The sequence below is a fragment of the Sphingomonas trueperi genome, from assembly GCF_040545965.1.
Classification (GTDB): domain Bacteria; phylum Pseudomonadota; class Alphaproteobacteria; order Sphingomonadales; family Sphingomonadaceae; genus Sphingomonas; species Sphingomonas trueperi_C.
The window spans coordinates 664,514-681,629 of the sequence record NZ_JBEPMV010000004.1; the positions used below are offsets into that span (position 1 = coordinate 664,514).

At 66.8% G+C, this 17,116-nt stretch carries 16 protein-coding genes and 1 riboswitch; of the genes, 10 read left to right on the forward strand and 6 right to left on the reverse strand.

Features of this window, described 5'->3' with window-relative positions:
- The first annotated feature begins 93 nt into the window (after positions 1–93).
- On the forward strand, positions 94–888 hold the full coding sequence (locus ABIC35_RS14690) for a PEPxxWA-CTERM sorting domain-containing protein (protein WP_121072994.1): 795 nt from the start codon (positions 94–96) through the stop codon (positions 886–888).
- 39 nt (positions 889–927) lie between these two features.
- Here ABIC35_RS14690 and ABIC35_RS14695 read toward each other — a convergent pair whose 3' ends face one another.
- A complete protein-coding gene (locus tag ABIC35_RS14695) occupies positions 928–3,393 on the reverse strand; it encodes a TonB-dependent receptor domain-containing protein (protein ID WP_121072996.1) in 2,466 nt (821 codons plus the stop codon).
- A 187-nt stretch (positions 3,394–3,580) separates the two neighbouring features.
- Here ABIC35_RS14695 and ABIC35_RS14700 point away from each other — a divergent pair, with 187 nt between their 5' ends.
- From ABIC35_RS14700 to ABIC35_RS14725, 6 genes are all read left to right on the forward strand, one after another.
- A complete protein-coding gene (locus ABIC35_RS14700) occupies positions 3,581–4,378 on the forward strand; it encodes a sterol desaturase family protein (protein WP_121072998.1) in 798 nt (265 codons plus the stop codon).
- Complete coding sequence (locus tag ABIC35_RS14705; RefSeq protein WP_354278500.1) at positions 4,368–4,727, forward strand: DUF2141 domain-containing protein; 360 nt, start codon at positions 4,368–4,370, stop codon at positions 4,725–4,727. Before ABIC35_RS14700 ends, ABIC35_RS14705 begins: the two co-directional genes overlap by 11 nt.
- Before the next feature lie 66 nt (positions 4,728–4,793).
- Entirely contained in the window at positions 4,794–5,648 is an 855-nt protein-coding gene (locus ABIC35_RS14710; RefSeq protein WP_121073000.1) for a MipA/OmpV family protein, read from the forward strand.
- Positions 5,649–5,782: 134 nt separating this feature from the next.
- The gene (locus ABIC35_RS14715; protein WP_354278494.1) at positions 5,783–6,490 is read left to right on the forward strand and encodes a PEPxxWA-CTERM sorting domain-containing protein; all 708 of its coding nucleotides are present in this window, start codon (positions 5,783–5,785) and stop codon (positions 6,488–6,490) included.
- A gap of 69 nt (positions 6,491–6,559) precedes the next feature.
- Positions 6,560–6,670: riboswitch (TPP riboswitch) on the forward strand.
- 44 nt (positions 6,671–6,714) lie between these two features.
- Entirely contained in the window at positions 6,715–8,586 is a 1,872-nt protein-coding gene (gene thiC / locus ABIC35_RS14720) for a phosphomethylpyrimidine synthase ThiC (RefSeq protein WP_121073002.1), read from the forward strand.
- Positions 8,587–8,598: 12 nt separating this feature from the next.
- On the forward strand, positions 8,599–9,171 hold the full coding sequence (locus ABIC35_RS14725; protein ID WP_121073004.1) for a DUF2199 domain-containing protein: 573 nt from the start codon (positions 8,599–8,601) through the stop codon (positions 9,169–9,171).
- Positions 9,172–9,174: 3 nt separating this feature from the next.
- Here ABIC35_RS14725 and ABIC35_RS14730 read toward each other — a convergent pair whose 3' ends face one another.
- From ABIC35_RS14730 to ung, 3 genes are read right to left on the reverse strand one after another with little or no spacing between them, the layout of a single operon-like run.
- Positions 9,175–9,441: a type II toxin-antitoxin system RelE family toxin gene (locus tag ABIC35_RS14730; RefSeq protein WP_121073006.1), complete on the reverse strand. Its 267-nt coding sequence runs from the start codon at positions 9,439–9,441 to the stop codon at positions 9,175–9,177.
- Complete coding sequence (gene relB, locus ABIC35_RS14735) at positions 9,425–9,643, reverse strand: type II toxin-antitoxin system RelB family antitoxin (RefSeq protein WP_121079048.1); 219 nt, start codon at positions 9,641–9,643, stop codon at positions 9,425–9,427. Before relB ends, ABIC35_RS14730 begins: the two co-directional genes overlap by 17 nt.
- A 53-nt stretch (positions 9,644–9,696) precedes the next feature.
- Positions 9,697–10,395 carry a uracil-DNA glycosylase gene (ung, locus tag ABIC35_RS14740; RefSeq protein WP_121073008.1) on the reverse strand — a complete coding sequence of 233 codons (699 nt, stop codon included), beginning with the start codon at positions 10,393–10,395 and terminating at the stop codon, positions 9,697–9,699.
- 123 nt (positions 10,396–10,518) lie between these two features.
- Between ung and ABIC35_RS14745 the strand changes: the two genes are divergently transcribed.
- Positions 10,519–11,061 carry a hypothetical protein gene (locus ABIC35_RS14745; RefSeq protein ID WP_121073010.1) on the forward strand — a complete coding sequence of 181 codons (543 nt, stop codon included), beginning with the start codon at positions 10,519–10,521 and terminating at the stop codon, positions 11,059–11,061.
- A 22-nt stretch (positions 11,062–11,083) separates the two neighbouring features.
- Here ABIC35_RS14745 and ubiG read toward each other — a convergent pair whose 3' ends face one another.
- Positions 11,084–11,815, reverse strand: a complete 732-nt coding sequence (gene ubiG / locus ABIC35_RS14750; protein ID WP_121073012.1) for a bifunctional 2-polyprenyl-6-hydroxyphenol methylase/3-demethylubiquinol 3-O-methyltransferase UbiG — start codon at positions 11,813–11,815, stop codon at positions 11,084–11,086.
- Positions 11,816–11,873: 58 nt separating this feature from the next.
- On the opposite strand from ubiG, the gene ABIC35_RS14755 reads away from it, so the two are divergent.
- Positions 11,874–13,145 carry an aspartate kinase gene (locus ABIC35_RS14755; protein WP_121073014.1) on the forward strand — a complete coding sequence of 424 codons (1,272 nt, stop codon included), beginning with the start codon at positions 11,874–11,876 and terminating at the stop codon, positions 13,143–13,145.
- A gap of 26 nt (positions 13,146–13,171) precedes the next feature.
- Here the strand turns inward: ABIC35_RS14755 and ABIC35_RS14760 are convergent, their stop codons facing one another.
- Positions 13,172–15,760, reverse strand: coding sequence for a glycosyl hydrolase 115 family protein (locus tag ABIC35_RS14760; protein WP_121073016.1), 2,589 nt, complete (start codon positions 15,758–15,760; stop codon positions 13,172–13,174).
- A 135-nt stretch (positions 15,761–15,895) separates the two neighbouring features.
- Here ABIC35_RS14760 and ABIC35_RS14765 point away from each other — a divergent pair, with 135 nt between their 5' ends.
- Positions 15,896–16,927 carry an NAD(P)H-dependent flavin oxidoreductase gene (locus ABIC35_RS14765; RefSeq protein ID WP_183049281.1) on the forward strand — a complete coding sequence of 344 codons (1,032 nt, stop codon included), beginning with the start codon at positions 15,896–15,898 and terminating at the stop codon, positions 16,925–16,927.
- Positions 16,928–17,116: the final 189 nt, after the last annotated feature.

Consider the following 17,116-nt stretch of genomic DNA (forward strand, 5'->3'; position numbering starts at 1 on the left):
ATTTTCTTTTAACTATCGTCACACGGCTTGCACACTTCGCCCCTAGTGCTGGGCCACCGCGCTTGCGGTTTGTGAAGTAGGGGAACCAAAGCAATGCAGAAGAAGCTTTTTGGCGCGACGCTGGTCGCCGCCACGCTGCTCGGCGCGCCCGTCGCGCAGGCCCAGGTCGCGCTGACGAGCAAGACCTACACCCAGAACTTTGACACGCTGGCGACCAGCGGCACCAGCAAGGCGCTGCCCACGGGCTGGAAGCTCGACGAGCGCGGCAGCAGCAGCGCCGGCTCGGACGACGCCTATGCGAAGAGCAACGCCAATACCGGCACCGCCTATGCTTTCGGCACCGGCGACGAGCGGGCGCTGGGCAGCGTCACCTCGGGCAGCGCGACGCCGATCCTGTTCGGCGCCTTCTTCACCAACGCGCTGGGCGGCGCGATCGAGTCGATCTCGCTCGGCTATTTCGGCGAGCAGTGGCGCCTCGGCTCCGCGAGCAGCGATCGCCTCAGCTTCGAATATTCGCTCGATGCCACCTCGCTGTCGAACGGCAGCTGGACGGCGTTCGACGCGCTCGACTTCGCCAGCATCAAGAATGGCACGGGTTCGGGCAGCGCGAGCAGCGCGCTCGACGGCAACACCGCGGGCAACCGCAAGGCGATCGGCGCGACGATCGGCAAGCTGTTGATCGCCGATGGCAGCGGCTTCGCGATTCGCTGGATCGACCGCGATGTCGGCGGGTCGGACCATGGCCTGGCGATCGACGACCTGACCCTCACCGCCACGCTGGCGCCGAGCGCGGTGCCCGAGCCGGCCGCCTGGGCGATGCTGATCGGTGGCTTCGGCTTCGCCGGCGCCGCGCTGCGCCGCCGGGCGAAGAAGGCAGTGTTCGCCTGAAGATAGGGGAGGCGCCGGGCGAGCCGGCGCCTCCTTACGTCAGAAGTCGAGCTTGGCCGAAAGCGAGACGGTACGGCCGTTGATCGAGCGGCCCCAGCCGATGCCGTTTGCCGGCACTTCGCTCTGGTTGAACTCGAAGAAGCCGGCCTTGTCGAACAGGTTGCTCGCGTTGAGCATTACCTGCACCCGATCGATCGGCTTCACCACGACGAAGGCGTTGACCACGGTGAAGCCCGGCATCTTGAGCAGATTGCTGTCCTGCGCATAGCTGCTGGTGATCGTCACCACGTTCGCACCGAAGGTGGCGTGGCGAAGCTCGATCTGCGGGGTGGCCTCCAGTGTCCAGGCGGGCTGGTGGCGCGGTTCCTTGCCGGTCAGCGTTGGATCGAGGAAGTCCTTGGTGATCTTGGCGGTGGTGTAGGTAGCGCCGGCGGTGATGCTGAAGATGCCGCGGCGGTAGCCGCCCTCCATCTCTACGCCGGTCGCGCGGTAGCTGCGGATGGTCTGGTTGGCCGATCCGTTGAGGACGTTGTGGTCGTCCGCGGTCGCGCGGAAGGCGGTGACGTTGAGCGTCGCGCCCGCCTTGCGGAACTTGAAGCCGCCTTCGAGCTGGCGGACCTGGTCATATTTATCCGCCGCGTTGGGCACGCCGCCGTCGACCGCGCTCACCGCGGGCGTGAACAGGATCTTGTCGGCATTGGCGCGCGCGCCGCGGCTGTAGCGGGCGAAGACCGAAAAGGGCTCGGCGACGCGGTAGTTGATGCCGCTCGAATAGCTCCAATAGCCGTAATTATAGTTCACCGGCGCGGGCGTATCGAGCGGCAGGAAGGCGACGCGGGTCTCGGGAGCCGAGATCACGCCGTTGCCGTTGATGTCAAACTGCTTGATGCCGACGCGGCCGCCGCCCAGATCGGCGCCGACCAACGAGCCGCGCACCCGCCCGCGGTCATAGCGGACGCTGCCGCCGATCGAGAGCTTGCCGACATGGTAGTTCACCGAGCCATAGGGGGCTAGGATGTCGTACGATACGTCGAAGATGCGGCGGAACTTGCTGCCGTTGCGGCTGAAGGTGTAATAGCCGTTCTGGGTCTGGGCGACACCGCCGGCGCTGGTGATGTTGACCATCGCGGTCTGTCCGTCGCCCGCTACATCGGTATCGATGCCCGAGTGCAGCCAGGTGGCGTAGAGCTTCTGGTTGGCCTTGTAGAGGCCGCCGGTGACGGTCAGGTCGCCTTGGCCGAGCTTCCACACCTTGGTTGCGCGGACATCGTTGGTGAAGTTGTCGAGCGCACCGATCCGGGTCTGTGCCATGTAGTTGAACGACAGCAGGCCGTTGCCGTTGGCGTCGGTCGGCACCAGCTTGCCGATGTTCGGGCCGCTGGCATAGGTCGCCGTGGCGCCGGCGCCCGCCTGCGACGCGGCGATCGTCGCGATCGGGCCGACGGCGGAGGGGAAGACGCGCAGGAAGTCGCCCGAATTGGCCGAATAGCGCGCACGCTCGCTGATCGTTATTCCGGCGACGTCGAACTGCGCCTCCAGACCGATCGTTTTGCTCTTGGCGTGCATGCCGTTGGCCACGTCGTAGCGTGCGAGCTGATTGTTACCGTCCAGCGTCGTCACCGGGCCGATGAACGGCGAGAGCAGCGAATCCTTGCGGATGTCGAAGCCGCTGACGCTGCTGACCACGGGGTTGTCGTTGGTGCCGGTGATCTTGATCGGATAGGGCGCGAAGGTCGGCGAGCGATCGTCGAGCCACTTGCCGCTCACCCGCACATAGCCGGCGGCGAACTGCTTGGTGACGTTGAAGCGGATCTGGCCGCCCTTGTAGCCGGTGAAGCCGATGTCGCGCGGACCTTCGCCCGTGCGGTAATAGCCGCCGACATGGAAGCGCCAGCCATCACCGAGCGGCTGGCCATAATCCATGTCCAAGCGCTTCTCGCCATAACCCAGCCCGACCGTGGCCTGCACCGCGCCGCCGCGCGTCTCGCCGGTCTTGGAGATCAGGTTGATCAGCCCGCCCGGCGCGTTGGACGAGAAAGTGGAGCCGGAGCCGCCGCGAATAGACTCGATCGCCGCCACGTTGAAATCGGCGCGCATGAACACGTCGACCGCGACATTGAAGATGTCGCCGAATTCGAGCACCGGCAGCCCGTCTTCCTGGAACTGCATGTATTTGGAGCCGCCGGCCGCCAGCGGCAGGCCGCGCACGGTGTAATTGGCGTTGCCCTCGCCGATGCCGCTCTCGACGCGCAGGCCCGGCATGGTGCGGAGCACGTCGCCGAGCGGGCGCGGCCCGAGTTTCTCGAACTCGCTGGCGCGGAAGGCGCTGGTCGAGGTCGCGCTGTCCAGCCGGTCACGGCCCTTGGCGACGCCGGTCGAGAAGACTTCCTTCTCGGGCACTTGCGCGGCTTTGGCAGGCTTCGGCGCCTCGTCCGTCGACTGGGCGAGTGCAGGATGGACGATGACGCTCGAGCAAAATGCGAGCAGCAGATACCGTAGTTTCACGACAACCTCTCCCGACCCGTATGTGTTCTTCTGGGTTGTGCCATCTACGCAGTCGGGTGTTGATATTTCGGTGCCGCGCTTCTTCGTAGAATTACGAATGTTACACACGGGCAACGGTTCGAACGCGCGTACAATCGGGTCTGCGCCGCATTGCCGCTCGCCGCGCGAAGGGGTAGCAGCGGCAGGCATGGATATCGCCCTTGCCATCCTCGCCTCCGCGATCGCCATGACGGTGATCGTCGGGGTCCGGTACGTCGCCGCCTCGGCGGGGTTCGCACTGGCGACACGGCTGCGCCACCCCGGCCTCTATGACGGTCAGGCAAAGCAGATCCGCATGGAGATCGGCTGGAGCCTCGCTTCGGCGGCGATCTACGGCATCCCCGCCGGCATCGTCGCCTGGGGGTGGAAGGCGCAAGGGTGGACGCGGATCTATGCCGACGTTCACGCGTGGCCGCTCTGGTATTTGCCGGTGTCGGTGTTCCTCTACCTCTTCCTCCACGACACCTGGTTCTACTGGACGCACCGCGCGATGCACGTGCCCGCGCTGTTCCGTCGTTATCACGCCGTGCACCATGCCAGCCGCCCCCCCACCGCCTGGGCGGCGATGAGCTTCCATTGGGGCGAAGCACTGTCTGGCGCGATCGTGATTCCGCTGCTGGTCTTCGTAATTCCCATTCAGGTCGGCGCGCTCGGCTTGGTCCTGACGATCATGACGGTTATGGGGGTGACCAATCACATGGGCTGGGAGATCTTCCCGGCCTGGATGTGGCGGGGCCCTCTGGGTGCGTGGCTGATCACGGCGAGCCATCACCAGCGGCATCACGAGCGGTATGGGTGCAACTATGGGCTATATTTCCGGTTCTGGGACCGGCTTTGCGGGACCGACCAGGGGCTGGGCCGGTTCGATCCTGCGGCGCGGCGCCTGGGCGCTCGTCGCTCTGCCGCTGCTGACCAGCGCCGCGCCGCTGGCGACACTGGAGCTTGATTTCACCAAGCTGCGCTCGACCCGCGGGCTGCTGCAGATCTGCATCGCGCCCGCCGCCAGCCAGTTTCCCGATTGCCGCGACGGCCACGGCGCAATCAAGCGGACGATTCCCGCCGCCGACGGCAAGCTGCGCCTGAGTGGGCTCGCCCCCGGCGACTACGCCGTGGCGGTGATCCACGACGCCAATGGCAACGGCAAGCTCGACACCTTCATGGGCATTCCACGCGAAGGTTTCGGCTTTTCGCGTAACCCGGTGATCGGCTTCGGCCCGCCGCGTTTCTCCGCGGCGCAGTTTCCGCTGCAAGGCGGCAGCGACCGGCAGGAAGTGAAGCTGCGCTACCTGCTCTAGGAACTGCGTGAGATTGCAGGCGTTTCCCGGGCTCTGATCTCATGATCCTGTTCCCCGGAGTACCCCATGCCTTTCCTGCGCACCGCGACGCGCGCCGCGCTCGCCTCGGTTCCGCTGTTTGCGGCGGCGCCCGCCCTCGCTCAACAGAATGCCGAGTCGCCGCCCGACATGACCCGCGACACCGTGACGCTCGGCGTCGGGGTGGCGACGGTGCCGAGCTATGACGGTTCGGACAAGAACGTCGTCACCGCCGCACCGCTCGTCCGCGGTCGCGTCTCGGGCATCAACTTCGTCGTGCTGGGCAGCCGCGCCTGGGCCGACGTGATCGCCGACAACAACGGCCCGGGCTGGGACTTCCAGGCCGGCCCGGTGGTCAACGTCAACCTCAACCGTACCTCGCGGATCGATGATCGCCAGGTGGCGGCGCTCGGCAAGGTCGATACCGCGATCGAGGCGGGCGGCTTTGTCGGTATCGGCAAGCAGGGGCTGATCACCAGCGACTATGACAAGCTGACCGCCAGCTTCTCCTACGTCCATGACGTGGGCAGCGTGCACAAGAGCTATGTGATGTCGCCCTCGGTCAGCTACGGCACGCCGCTCAGCCGCAAGAGCTTTGTGCTACTCAACCTCTCGGCCAATTACATGGGTAACGGCTATGCCCAGACCTATTTCGGGGTGACGCCGGGCGGCAGCGCGCGCAGTGGCCTGCCGGTCTACTACGCCCGCAAGGGCTGGAAGGACTGGACGCTCGGCGCGATGGGCACTGTCGCGCTCACTGGCGACCTCACCCACGGGCTGTCAATGGTCGGCGGTGTTGCCTATCGGCGGATGCTCGACGATGCGGCGGACTCGCCGGTGGTCCGCATCGCCGGTTCGCGCAACCAGTGGTACGGCGCGCTGGGGCTTGCCTATACCTTTTGATCGTTGTCCGATAATTGCGACGAACGCCCGAGTTTTTAACTACTTACAAATTGCCGCGGCGAGTCTTGGGGGGTAGCCTGACCTTCCGAGACTCGCGTCCTATGCGGTCTCTGGGCAACATCAGGGGGAGGTGTATGAAACTTGCAGCACTCATTGGCGGCCTGGGCGTGCTGGGCGCGACGATTGCGGCGCCAGCCGCGGCGTCCGGCATCGATACCAGCGGTAGCTATGCGTCGAAGATCGATTATTTCGGCGCGCGCTACACGCCGACCTATGGGCAGACCTTCACCGTCGGCAGCGACAATGCCCTGAACGGCTTTACCTTCTATCTCGGCGGCGGCGCGGCCAGGGTGCGCGCCTTTGTCTATGCCTGGGGGCGTTCGGGTCCGCTCGGTGCGGCACTGTACGCGAGCGATGCGCGCAGCTTCGGCGGCACCGCCGGCGATGCTTTCGAGGCGCTGCGCTTCGATATCGGCGCGCTCGATCTGCGCGCGGGCCAGCGCTATGTCGCCTTCCTCACGACCGCAGGGCTGGGCCAGCCGCAGGGCGGCGAGATGAGCTGGATGCCCACCGCGGGCAGCTTCGGCAGCAATGCCTATGCGGGCGGCGACTTCGTCTACACCAATGCCGGCAGCAGCCTCGACGCGATCGCAGGAGCACCGTGGGAGGACGCGCACGGCGCCTTGGGCGACGTACAGTTCAAGGCCGATTTCAGCCCCGGCGCCACCGCCGGTGCGGGCGTGCCCGAGCCGGCTGCATGGGCGCTGCTGATCGGCGGCTTCGGCCTGGCCGGCGGGGCACTCCGCCGCCGCCGTGCGCGGACGGCCGTGCGTTTCGCCTGATCTCCCTAACCTTTGGTAGGATGGCGGCGCGTCGGGATTGCCCGGCGCGCCGCGTGTCTGTAGACGGGTATCCATTCCCCGGGGGACCGCTGGCGCAGCGGTTGAGAGGAAGGCTGCAGCCTTCGACCCGCTGAACCTGATCCGGTTGACACCGGCGTAGGGAGGGAGGGTCTTGTTCCCCGAGGTCCGTTCGCTCTCTACGTCCGCCCAAGGAGTAGACGAGCATGGCCGACATCCCCGCCAAGACCGAAATCGGCGTCACCACCGGCCCGATCCGCGGCAGCCGCAAGATCCATGTCGGCAAGCACCGCGTGGCGATGCGCGAGATCCATCTGGAGCCGGGCAGTGGCGAGGCGCCGGTGCGCGTCTACGACACTTCGGGCCCGTACACCGATCCGAACGCGCAGATCGACATCATGGCGGGCCTGCCGGCGATCCGCCGCGACTGGATCCTCGGCCGCGGCGACGTCGAGGCCTATGACGCGCGCGAAGTCCGCCCTGAGGACAATGGGCTGAAGGGCCCCGATCGCTCGGCCGGCGTGCCGCAGTTCCCGAACGTGGCCAAGCGCCCGCTGCGCGCCAAGCCGGGCATGAACGTCAGCCAGATGCACTATGCCAAGCGCGGCATCATCACGCCCGAGATGGAATATGTCGCCGAGCGCGAGAATCTCGGCCGCGAGCGGCTGGCCGAATATGTTCGCGACGGGCAGGATTGGGGCGCCTCTATCCCCGATTATGTGACCCCCGAGTTCGTGCGCGACGAAGTGGCGCGCGGCCGGGCGATCATCCCGAACAACATCAACCACCCGGAATCGGAGCCGATGGCGATCGGCCGCAACTTCCTGGTCAAGATCAACGCCAATATCGGCAACTCGGCGGTCGCCAGCGATGTGGCGAGCGAGGTCGACAAGCTGGTCTGGTCGATCCGCTGGGGTGCGGACACGGTGATGGACCTTTCCACCGGCCGCAACATCCACGACACCCGCGAATGGATCCTGCGCAACTCGCCGGTGCCGATCGGCACCGTGCCGATCTACCAGGCGCTGGAGAAGGTGGGCGGCATCGCCGAAGACCTCACCTGGGAGATCTTCCGCGACACGCTGATCGAGCAGGCCGAGCAGGGCGTCGACTATTTCACCATCCATGCGGGCGTCCGGCTGCCCTATATTCCGATGACCGCCAAGCGCGTCACCGGCATCGTCAGCCGCGGCGGCTCGATCATGGCCAAGTGGTGCCTCGCGCATCACCGCGAGTCGTTCCTCTACGAGCGGTTCGACGAGATCACCGAGATCATGAAGGCGTACGACATCGCCTATTCGCTGGGCGATGGCCTGCGCCCGGGTTCGATCGCTGACGCGAACGACGAGGCGCAGTTCGCCGAGCTCTACACGCTGGGCGAGCTGACCAAGCGCGCCTGGGAGCAGGACGTGCAGGTGATGATCGAGGGCCCCGGCCATGTGCCGATGCACAAGATCAAGCAGAACATGGAAAAGCAGCTTGAGGCGTGCGGCGAGGCGCCCTTCTACACGCTCGGGCCGCTGACCACCGACATCGCGCCGGGCTATGACCACATCACCAGCGGCATCGGTGCGGCGATGATCGGCTGGTACGGCACGGCGATGCTTTGCTACGTCACGCCGAAGGAGCATCTGGGGCTCCCCGACCGCGACGACGTGAAAGTGGGCGTGGTCACCTACAAGCTGGCGGCGCACGCGGCGGATCTCGCCAAGGGCCATCCGGCCGCCAAGGTGCGCGACGACGCGCTGAGCCGCGCGCGCTTCGAGTTCCGCTGGCGCGACCAGTTCAACCTGTCGCTCGACCCGGACACGGCCGAGCAGTATCACGACCAGACGCTGCCGGCTGAGGGTGCGAAGACCGCGCATTTCTGCTCGATGTGCGGGCCGAAATTCTGCTCGATGAAGATCACGCAGGAAGTGCGCGACTTCGCGGCGAAGCAGAACGCCTCGGCCGATACCTTCCTGGCGGCGACGCCGGCGACGGTGGATGCCGAGACGGGCATGGCGGAAATGAGCAAGGTGTTCCGCGAAACCGGCAGCGAGCTCTACATGGGCGCCGGCGGCCGCGAGCACGATTGAACGGATCGGCGCGTGTTCGGGTTCGGCAAGCGCAGGACACCCACTGCCATCGACCGCCTGCGGGTCGGCCGGTGGCAGTGCGCCACCTGCGATGTCGAGCATGGCTGGCCATTTGATCTCGCTGCCCGAGCGCCGGACCCTTGGCCGCACGAGGCCGTGTACGAGCCCAATAACGCGCTCCGTCTTGAGGGTGATTTCCTGTCCGAGGATTTCTGCGTTCTCGGCGGACAATATTTCTTCGTGCGGGCGGTGCTGGAGATCCCTGTGCGTGGTTTGGAGCAGCCTTTCGGCTTCGGGTGTTGGTCCACGCTGTCGCGCACCAACTTCGAGAGATATGTCGCGGGTTTCGACGCGGGCGATTACCCTGCCGACGAGCAGTGGACCGGCTGGCTGTGCAACCAGTTGCTCGACTATGTCGGCGATGCGCCAGTGGGAGTTTGGGTACAATTACGCACCGGCCGCCAATGTCCTTTGTTGTGGGTTGCCGAGGATGATGAGCCTCTGGCTGTTTGTCAGGAAGAGGGCATGCCTCCCGAGGAGATGGTGGGTCTGTTGAACCGCTATGGGCACGGCCCGCGAGGCTGATCGCTACCGATACACCTCGCGGCGGTGCCCGACGCGGACGACGAGGATGACTACCCGCGCATCTTCGATCCGCGCGATGACCCGATAGTCGCTAATCCGCCACCGCCAATAGCCGCTATGCTCGCCGGTGAGCGGGGCGCCCAGCGACCGAGGATCTTCGAGCGTCGCGATCCGCTCTTCCAGCGTCCGGAGGATGCGCCCGGCTTCCTGCTTGCCGAGCTTGCGCAATTCCCTTGCCGCCTCGGGGGCGAACTCAATCGTCCAGGCCAAGCTCGGCCTTCAGGTCCGCCAGCGGGATCGCATCCTCGGCACGGAAATCCTTTATCCGCTCTTCGGCGAGGTAGAAGTCTTCGAGGTCGTCGAGATGGGCGAGGATCGCCTCGCGCGCGTAGAAGGTCTTCGTTCGCCCGGTCCGCGCGGCCAGCGCTTCCAAGCGCTTTTCCGTATCTGTGTCGATCCGTACCGCGAGCATCGCCGCCTCCTTGCTATACAAATATAGCACGCAGCCACCGACGCCACAACGCGTCACCCCAACGGCGGCAGCGCCCAATCGATCGGCGTCTGCCCGATGCTCTCCAGAAACGCATTGGCCTTGCTGAAATGCCGGCTCCCGAAGAACCCCGAATGCGCCGAGAGCGGCGAGGGGTGGGGGGCTTTCAGCACCAGGTGCCGGCCGCCCTTGTCAATCGAGTCAACGAACGCCGCCTTCTTCTGCGCATGGCTGCCCCAGAGCAGGAACACCACGGGCTCGGCCTTCGCGTTGACCAGCCGGATCACCGCGTCGGTGAAGCGCTCCCAGCCGCGGCCCTGGTGGGCGGCGGCGCGGCCCATTTCCACCGTCAGCACCGCGTTGAGCAGCAGCACGCCCTGTTCCGCCCAATGCTCGAGGAAGCCGTGCTGCGCGCGGGGGATGCCGAGGTCGGTCTCCATCTCCTTGTAGATGTTGACCAGGCTCGGCGGGGTGCGCACGCCCGGCTTTACCGAGAAGCACAGGCCGTGCGCCTGGCCCTCACCGTGATAGGGGTCCTGCCCGAGGATCACCACGCGCACCTGCTCCAGCGGCGTCAGGTCGAGCGCGCGGAACCAGTTGCTGCCGGCCGGAAAGATGCGCTTGCCCGCCGCCTTCTCGGCGCGGAGATAGTCGCGCAGCGCCGCCATATATGGCTGGGCGAATTCCCCCTCGAGCGGGGCGAGCCAGCTCGGGTGCAGCTTGATCGTTGACATGGCCGCACCTGTCCCGGGACCGGCCCGCGCTGTCAATCGTCGCGTGTTGACAGCGTTGACGCAAACCCTAGCATTCGCCGCACAAGAAGCGTTCGACAACGACAATCAAGGAGGAGGGGTGCCATGAACCTATGGCGGATCATGTTCGCGTGCTGTCTCGGCGTGGCTGCGCTGCCCGCGCAGGCGCAGGGGGACGTTTCCAAGCAGATCATCAACGCACCGGCGCCGGAAAGCTTCGCCGTCTACGGCGTGTCGGGGCAGCCTTCGGTGGTTAAGGACAAGAATGTGCAGGGCGGCCGGGCGCTGCGCATCGCGATCCCGGCGGCATCGGACCAGCCCTGGACGATCGGCCTCAATTCGGCCGTCAACCAACCGGTGAAGAAGGGCGACAAGCTGGTCATCGCGGTCTGGGCGCGCGCCTCGACCCTGCCCGAAGGGGCGGCGACCGCGAAGATCGCCGGGATCCAGCTCGGCCTGTCCAAGGCGCCCTACACGCCGGTGTTTCGCGGCGAGGCCGCGGTGGGCGGCACTTGGCAGATGGTCCATGCCAATGGCGTGGCCGATCGCGACTATGCGGGGGGCGAGCTCACCGTGTCGCTGCAGCTCGCCACGGGCAAGCAGGTGTTCGACGTCGGGCCGATCCTGCTGCTCGATCTTAACAAATGACGGGCGGCCGCCGTCCGCCCGCTCAGGCGCGGACGGCGGTCACCAGATAGTTGAGCGCGTCATGCTCGTTCACCACGAAGCCGCGGGTGGGCGAGAAGGTCAGGCCTCGCCGATCGAAGACCTTGAGGCCGGCGTCGGTGAGCAATGCCTCCAGCTCCTCGGGCTTGAGGAAGCGGCTCCAGTCGTGCGTGCCCTTGGGGATGGCGCCGGTGCCCTCGGCCAGTGTGATCATCGCGAGGCGCGACAGCGGCGTGCGATTGGGGGTGGAGAGCACCATCAGCCCGCCCTCGGCCAGCGCGCCTGCCAGCCCGCGCACAAAGGCGGCGGGATCGCTGACATGCTCGATCACCTCCATCGAGGTGACGAGGTCGAAGGTCCGGCCGGCCAGATCCTCGATGCCGCCATGGACGTAATCGATCGGCAGCCCGGACTGTTCGGCATGCGCGCGCGCCGCACCGATATTCTCGCCCGCCGCATCGACGCCGGTCACCCGCGCGCCGAGCCGGGTGAGCGGCTCGCACAGCAGCCCGGCACCACAGCCGACGTCGATCGCGGTCTTGCCGGTCAGCGGCATGAAATCCGCCGAATCACCGCCCCAATGCGCGTCGATCGCACGGCGGATATATCCCAGCCGCGCAGGATTCAGTCTGTGGAGCATGGCCGAGGAACCCTTCGGATTCCACCAATCGGCCGCCAGACGACCGAAATGTTCCGCTTCACGGGGGTCAATCGTAGCTATTGTTGCGTTCGGCATCGCTGGCTCCTATCAGGCACGCCCATCTCTCCCAAGGGCAGGAAACAAGCAACCAGCCATGGCGCGTATCGTAATGAAGTTCGGCGGCACATCGATGGCCGGGATCGAGCGTATCCGCAGCGTTGCCGCCCGCGTCAAACGCGAGTGGGAGGCGGGTAACCAGGTCGCGGTGGTCGTCTCGGCGATGGCGGGCGAGACCGATCGGCTGGTCGGCTTCTGCCGCGAGGCCTCGTCGCTCTACGACCCCAAGGAATATGATGTCGTCGTCTCTGCCGGCGAGCAGATCACCAGCGGCCTGCTGGCGATCGCGCTGCAGGCGATCGGCGTACCAGCGCGCTCCTGGCTCGGCTGGCAGCTGCCGGTGCAGACCTCGGATGCGTTCGCCAAGGCGCGGATCGAGGATATCGGCACCGACGCGCTGCTCGCCAGCATGGGCAAGGGCGAAGTGGCCGTGATCCCCGGCTTCCAGGGCGTGCACGAGGACCGCATCACCACGCTCGGACGCGGCGGATCGGATACCTCGGCGGTGGCCGTGGCGGCGGCGGTGAAGGCCGACCGCTGCGACATCTACACCGATGTCGACGGGGTCTATACCACCGATCCGCGCATCGTGCCCCGCGCGCGCAAGCTGAAGCGCGTGACCTATGAGGAAATGCTCGAACTCGCCAGCGTCGGCGCCAAGGTGCTCCAGACCCGTTCGGTCGGCCTGGCGATGAAGGAAGGGGTTCGCGTGCAGGTGCTCTCGTCCTTCACGGGCGACGACGCGCCGATGGCAGATACATTGCCCGGGACGATGATCGTGGGCGAAGAGGAGATTCAGGACGTGGAACGCCAGCTCATCACCGGCATCGCGCACGACAAGAACGAGGCCAAGATCACGCTCACCGCAGTGCCGGACAAGCCCGGCGCGGTGGCATCGATCTTCACGCCGCTTGCCGATGCCAGCATCAATGTCGACATGATCATCCAGAACATCGCGCACCAGAGCGCCGGCAGCGCCAGTGCGACTGACGTGACGTTCACGGTGCCGGCGGCGGACCTTGCCCGCTCGCTGGAGATCCTGGCGCAGTCGAAGGAGTCGATCGGCTTCACCGGGATCAGCCACGACACGCGCGTCGCCAAGGTGTCGGTGGTCGGCGTCGGCATGCGCAGCCATGCCGGTGTCGCGGCGACGATGTTCCAGACGCTGGGCGCGCGCGGCATCAACATCCAGGCGATCACCACGTCGGAGATCAAGGTCTCGGTGCTGATCGAAGAAGATTATACCGAGCTGGCGGTGCGCGTGCTGCACACCGCCTATGGCCTCGACGCGGACGACGTCGCCGCCTGATCCGCGCAGGGGCGTGGCCGGTCCGGCTACGCCCCCGTCGTCACGACGAGGCGCTGCAGAACGACATTGTCGTCGATGCGCCAGACCTTCACGACATGCCGACCGGCTGCCACCGCGGGGAAGCGCGCGGTGAGCGTACGGCCGTTTTCCTCGACCGCCTTGTTCCAGTCGCGCTGGGCTTCGGTCTTGGTGTCGTTAGGGGCGGGGACGAGACTGTCGGTGAGGATCTGCACCGGGCCGTCGTTCACCGACACGCCGATCCGCTGCTGGTTGCGGCCGGTGGTGTCGAGCGTCGGCACCAGCTCCAGCGCGACGGTGAGCGGCCCGCCCTTCGGTAGCACCACTGCATAGTCGATATGGACCCCGTCCGCAGCGGCGGTGGCGGGGCGGCCCTGCGGGAAGGTTGTCACCGCACCCTGCGTACGACCGAGATGCGGCACGCGGCGCCAGCGCAGACCCTTGCCGCCGCTGGCTGCGGCGAAATCCGGTGCCTCGATCACGATCTGATCGGCGGGCGGCGTCGGCGCGACGAAGACGATCGGTCCGGCCTTTCCCTCTACCCGGCGCACCGCCGGCATCACCTGCTGCTTGGGCTCCTGCCAACTGGTATAGCCGATATGGGTCTGGGCCATCATCCCGTCCCACTTGCCGCCGTTCAGTGCATGATAGGCGGCGGTGATCTCCGCATCGCGGGCGAAGGCGCGCTCGGCCTGCTCGGCAAAGGCATTGGCGCGCGCGTCGTTCGCGGCGGCGAGGCGGCGGTTCCAAGCAGCGGCGTAATAGAGCCGATAGACGTTCGCGACGGCGAGTATCGGGTGCTCGACCAGCTGGAACCAGGCGTCGCGCGCGTCCGCCGTGATGCTCGGCTTTACCGCCGCCGTGTCGCGCTCCAGCGCCTCCCATTCGGCGACCACGCGGCCGAACTCGCCGCCGTCGAGCTTGCCGTCGCTCCGCACCGGGCCGAGCGCGAAGCTGTCGGCATCGAGCAGCTCCGGCTTGCGCCGCGCGGCGAGCTGTCCGTACCGGGTGAGCAGCGCGCCGACCTTCTCCGCCTGCGCCGCGCCGAACGCCGCGCCCGCCCAGCGCGCCGGATAGGCGGTCAGCGCCTCCAGCGTCATCGCCTCGGGGTTCCAGGCCTGGTCGAGGAAGAAGCTCAGCGGATATTCCATCGGCTTGAGGTCGCCGACATTGACGATCCAGATCGTCCGCGCGCCCCGCTGCCAGGCGAGGTCCATCTGCTGCCAAGTCTTCTCGATCTGGTTGGTGTTGAGCCACTTGTAGTTGCGCGGCGCGCCGACATAATCGAAGTGGTAATAGACGCCGTAGCCGCCCTTGCGGTTGAGATCGGCGGTCGCGAGCCGGCGGATCTGGCCCCAATTATCGTCGGCGAACAGCAGCGTGACGTCGTCGGGCACGCGCATGCCGTGGTCATAATAGTCCTGCACTTCCTTGTAGAGCGCCCACATCTGCGGCGTCGCCTCGGCCGGGCGCTTGGTCACGTCAGCCAGGATGCTGCGCTGGTCGGCGACGATCTTCTCGAGCAGCTCGGTCGCGGTTCCCTCCGCCATCGCCTCGTCGCCGTCGCCGCGCATGCCGACAGTGACTAGGCAGTCATAGCCCTTGCCGTCGCCCTTCGACATCATCCGCTCGATGCCCCCGCGCCAGAAGCGACGGAGATTCTCGGCGTTGGTCGCATAATCCCATTTGCCGCCGGTGATGCCCTTGTCGGTGTTGCGGTGCCATTCCTCCTGCGCGCGGGTCATCGACTCGTGGTGCGAGGTGCCCATCACCACGCCCATCGCATCGGCGAGCACCATGTTCTGCGGATCGTCGTCGTTGAACGCCTTGCCCCACATCGCCGGCCAGAGATAATTGCCCTTCAGCCGAAGCAGCAGCTCGAAGACATGGGCGTACATCGCGGCGTTGATCCCGCCGAATTGCTTCTTGGCCCAGCCGCTGAAACACGGATCCTCGTCATTGATGAAGAAGCCGCGATAGCGCACCCGCGGCTGGTCCCGACGGCTGCCGGGGGCGAGCGTCACGTCCGCGCGCCGGGCGACGGGGACGTCGGCGAACCAGTGCCAGGGCGAGACCCCGATCCGCTGCGACACGTCATAGGTGCCATAGACCGCGCCGCGCCGATCAGACCCGACGATCAGCAGCGCCTGCGGCACGCCGGGGGCAGGGTGGTCGAGAACGATCTGGCGATAGGCTTCCCATTCGCCAGCCAGATCGCGCACATCGATCCGGCTGTCGCGCACCAGCGCGTCGAGGATCGGCGAGCGGCCGAGCTGGGCAATCAGCACCACCGGGCTTTGCGCGTCTTCCAGCCGCTGGACACGCTTGGGCGCAGCGCCGCCGACGCGCGCCAGATCCTGCGCGAACGCGTCGGCGACATGGGTAAGGGCCGCGTCGGCACCCATGTCCACCAGCAGCGTCGCGGGCACGCCGCCGTGGATCAGCGGGAAGCCGGCGCCCTTGTCCTCCATCAGCCGCAGCGGCTCCGGCGCCGTCCCGGCATGCGCGCTTGCCGTAGCCAGCGCGGCGGCCGCGGCCGAGGCTTGCAACAGCGTGCGGCGATCGACCGCGAGGGTGGAATCAACGGGGGAGGACATCGCAACTCCTGGATTTTCTTATCATTGATAGCGCTATCATGATGATTTCCGGCGAGGCGGGCAAGGATGAAACCGGCACAGTGCGATGCTTGCGGCCCCTTGCAGAGTCCGCCCCCGCAGCGCTAGGCGCCGCGCATGACCAGCACCTCCACGATCGGCGCCGAGCGCCTGGCCCGCCGCATGGCGCGCGGCTGCGAATTCCTGGGCAGCGAGGTCGCCATCCTCGGCGGCGCGATGTCCTGGGTGTCTGAGCGCAACCTCGTCGCCGCCATCTCCAACGCGGGCGGTTTCGGCGTGATCGCGTGCGGCGCGATGAGCCCCGAGTTGCTCGATGCCGAGATCGCCGCGACCAAGGCGCTGACCTCAAAGCCCTTTGGCGTTAATCTGATCACCATGCACCCGCAGCTGTTCGAGCTGATCGACGTGTGCGGCAAGCACGGCGTCGGCCATGTCGTGCTCGCGGGCGGGCTGCCGCCGGCGGGGTCGCTGGACGCGATCAAGGGCCACGGCGCCAAGCTGATCTGCTTCGCCCCGGCGCTCAGCCTCGCCAAGAAGCTGATCCGCTCGGGCGTCGATGCGCTCGTCGTGGAAGGCATGGAGGCCGGCGGCCATATCGGCCCGGTCTCGACCAGCGTGCTGGCGCAGGAGATCCTGCCGGAAGTCGCCGCCCAAGTGCCCGTGTTCGTCGCCGGGGGGATCGGGCGCGGCGAGGCGATCGCCGGCTATCTCGACATGGGCGCGGCGGGCGTCCAGCTCGGTACGCGCTTCGCGGCGGCGACCGAGAGCATCGCGCACGCCAATTTCAAGAAGGCGTTCATCCGCGCCTCTGCCCGTGACGCGATCGCCAGCGTGCAGATCGATCCGCGCCTGCCGGTGATCCCGGTGCGCGCGCTCAAGAATGCCGGCGGCGAGCTGTTCACCGCCAAGCAGCGCGAAGTGGCGCAGGCGCTCGATCAGGGCGGCATTGAAATGGCCGAGGCACAGCTCCAGATCGAGCATTACTGGGCCGGCGCGCTGCGCCGTGCGGTGATCGACGGCGATGTCGAGCATGGCAGCGTGATGGCCGGCCAGTCGGTCGGCATGGTCACCAAGGAAGAGCCGGTGGCGACGATCATCGAAACGCTGATGGCCGAAGCCGCGCACGCGCTGGAGAAGCGCGCGGCGTAAGAGGCCGCGCCTTTCACAAATCCATCGGCATCCTCGCGAAGGCGGGGATCCATTGGCGCTGAACCCGCGGTTCCTCCCTCAAGCGTCCTGGCAATGGATGCCCGCCTTCGCGGGAATGACGATAGCCGGTGCGGCGAGCATTCCGCGCCCGCCGCAGCGTCGATGGCGCCGGCTATTGCGCTTTTGCTG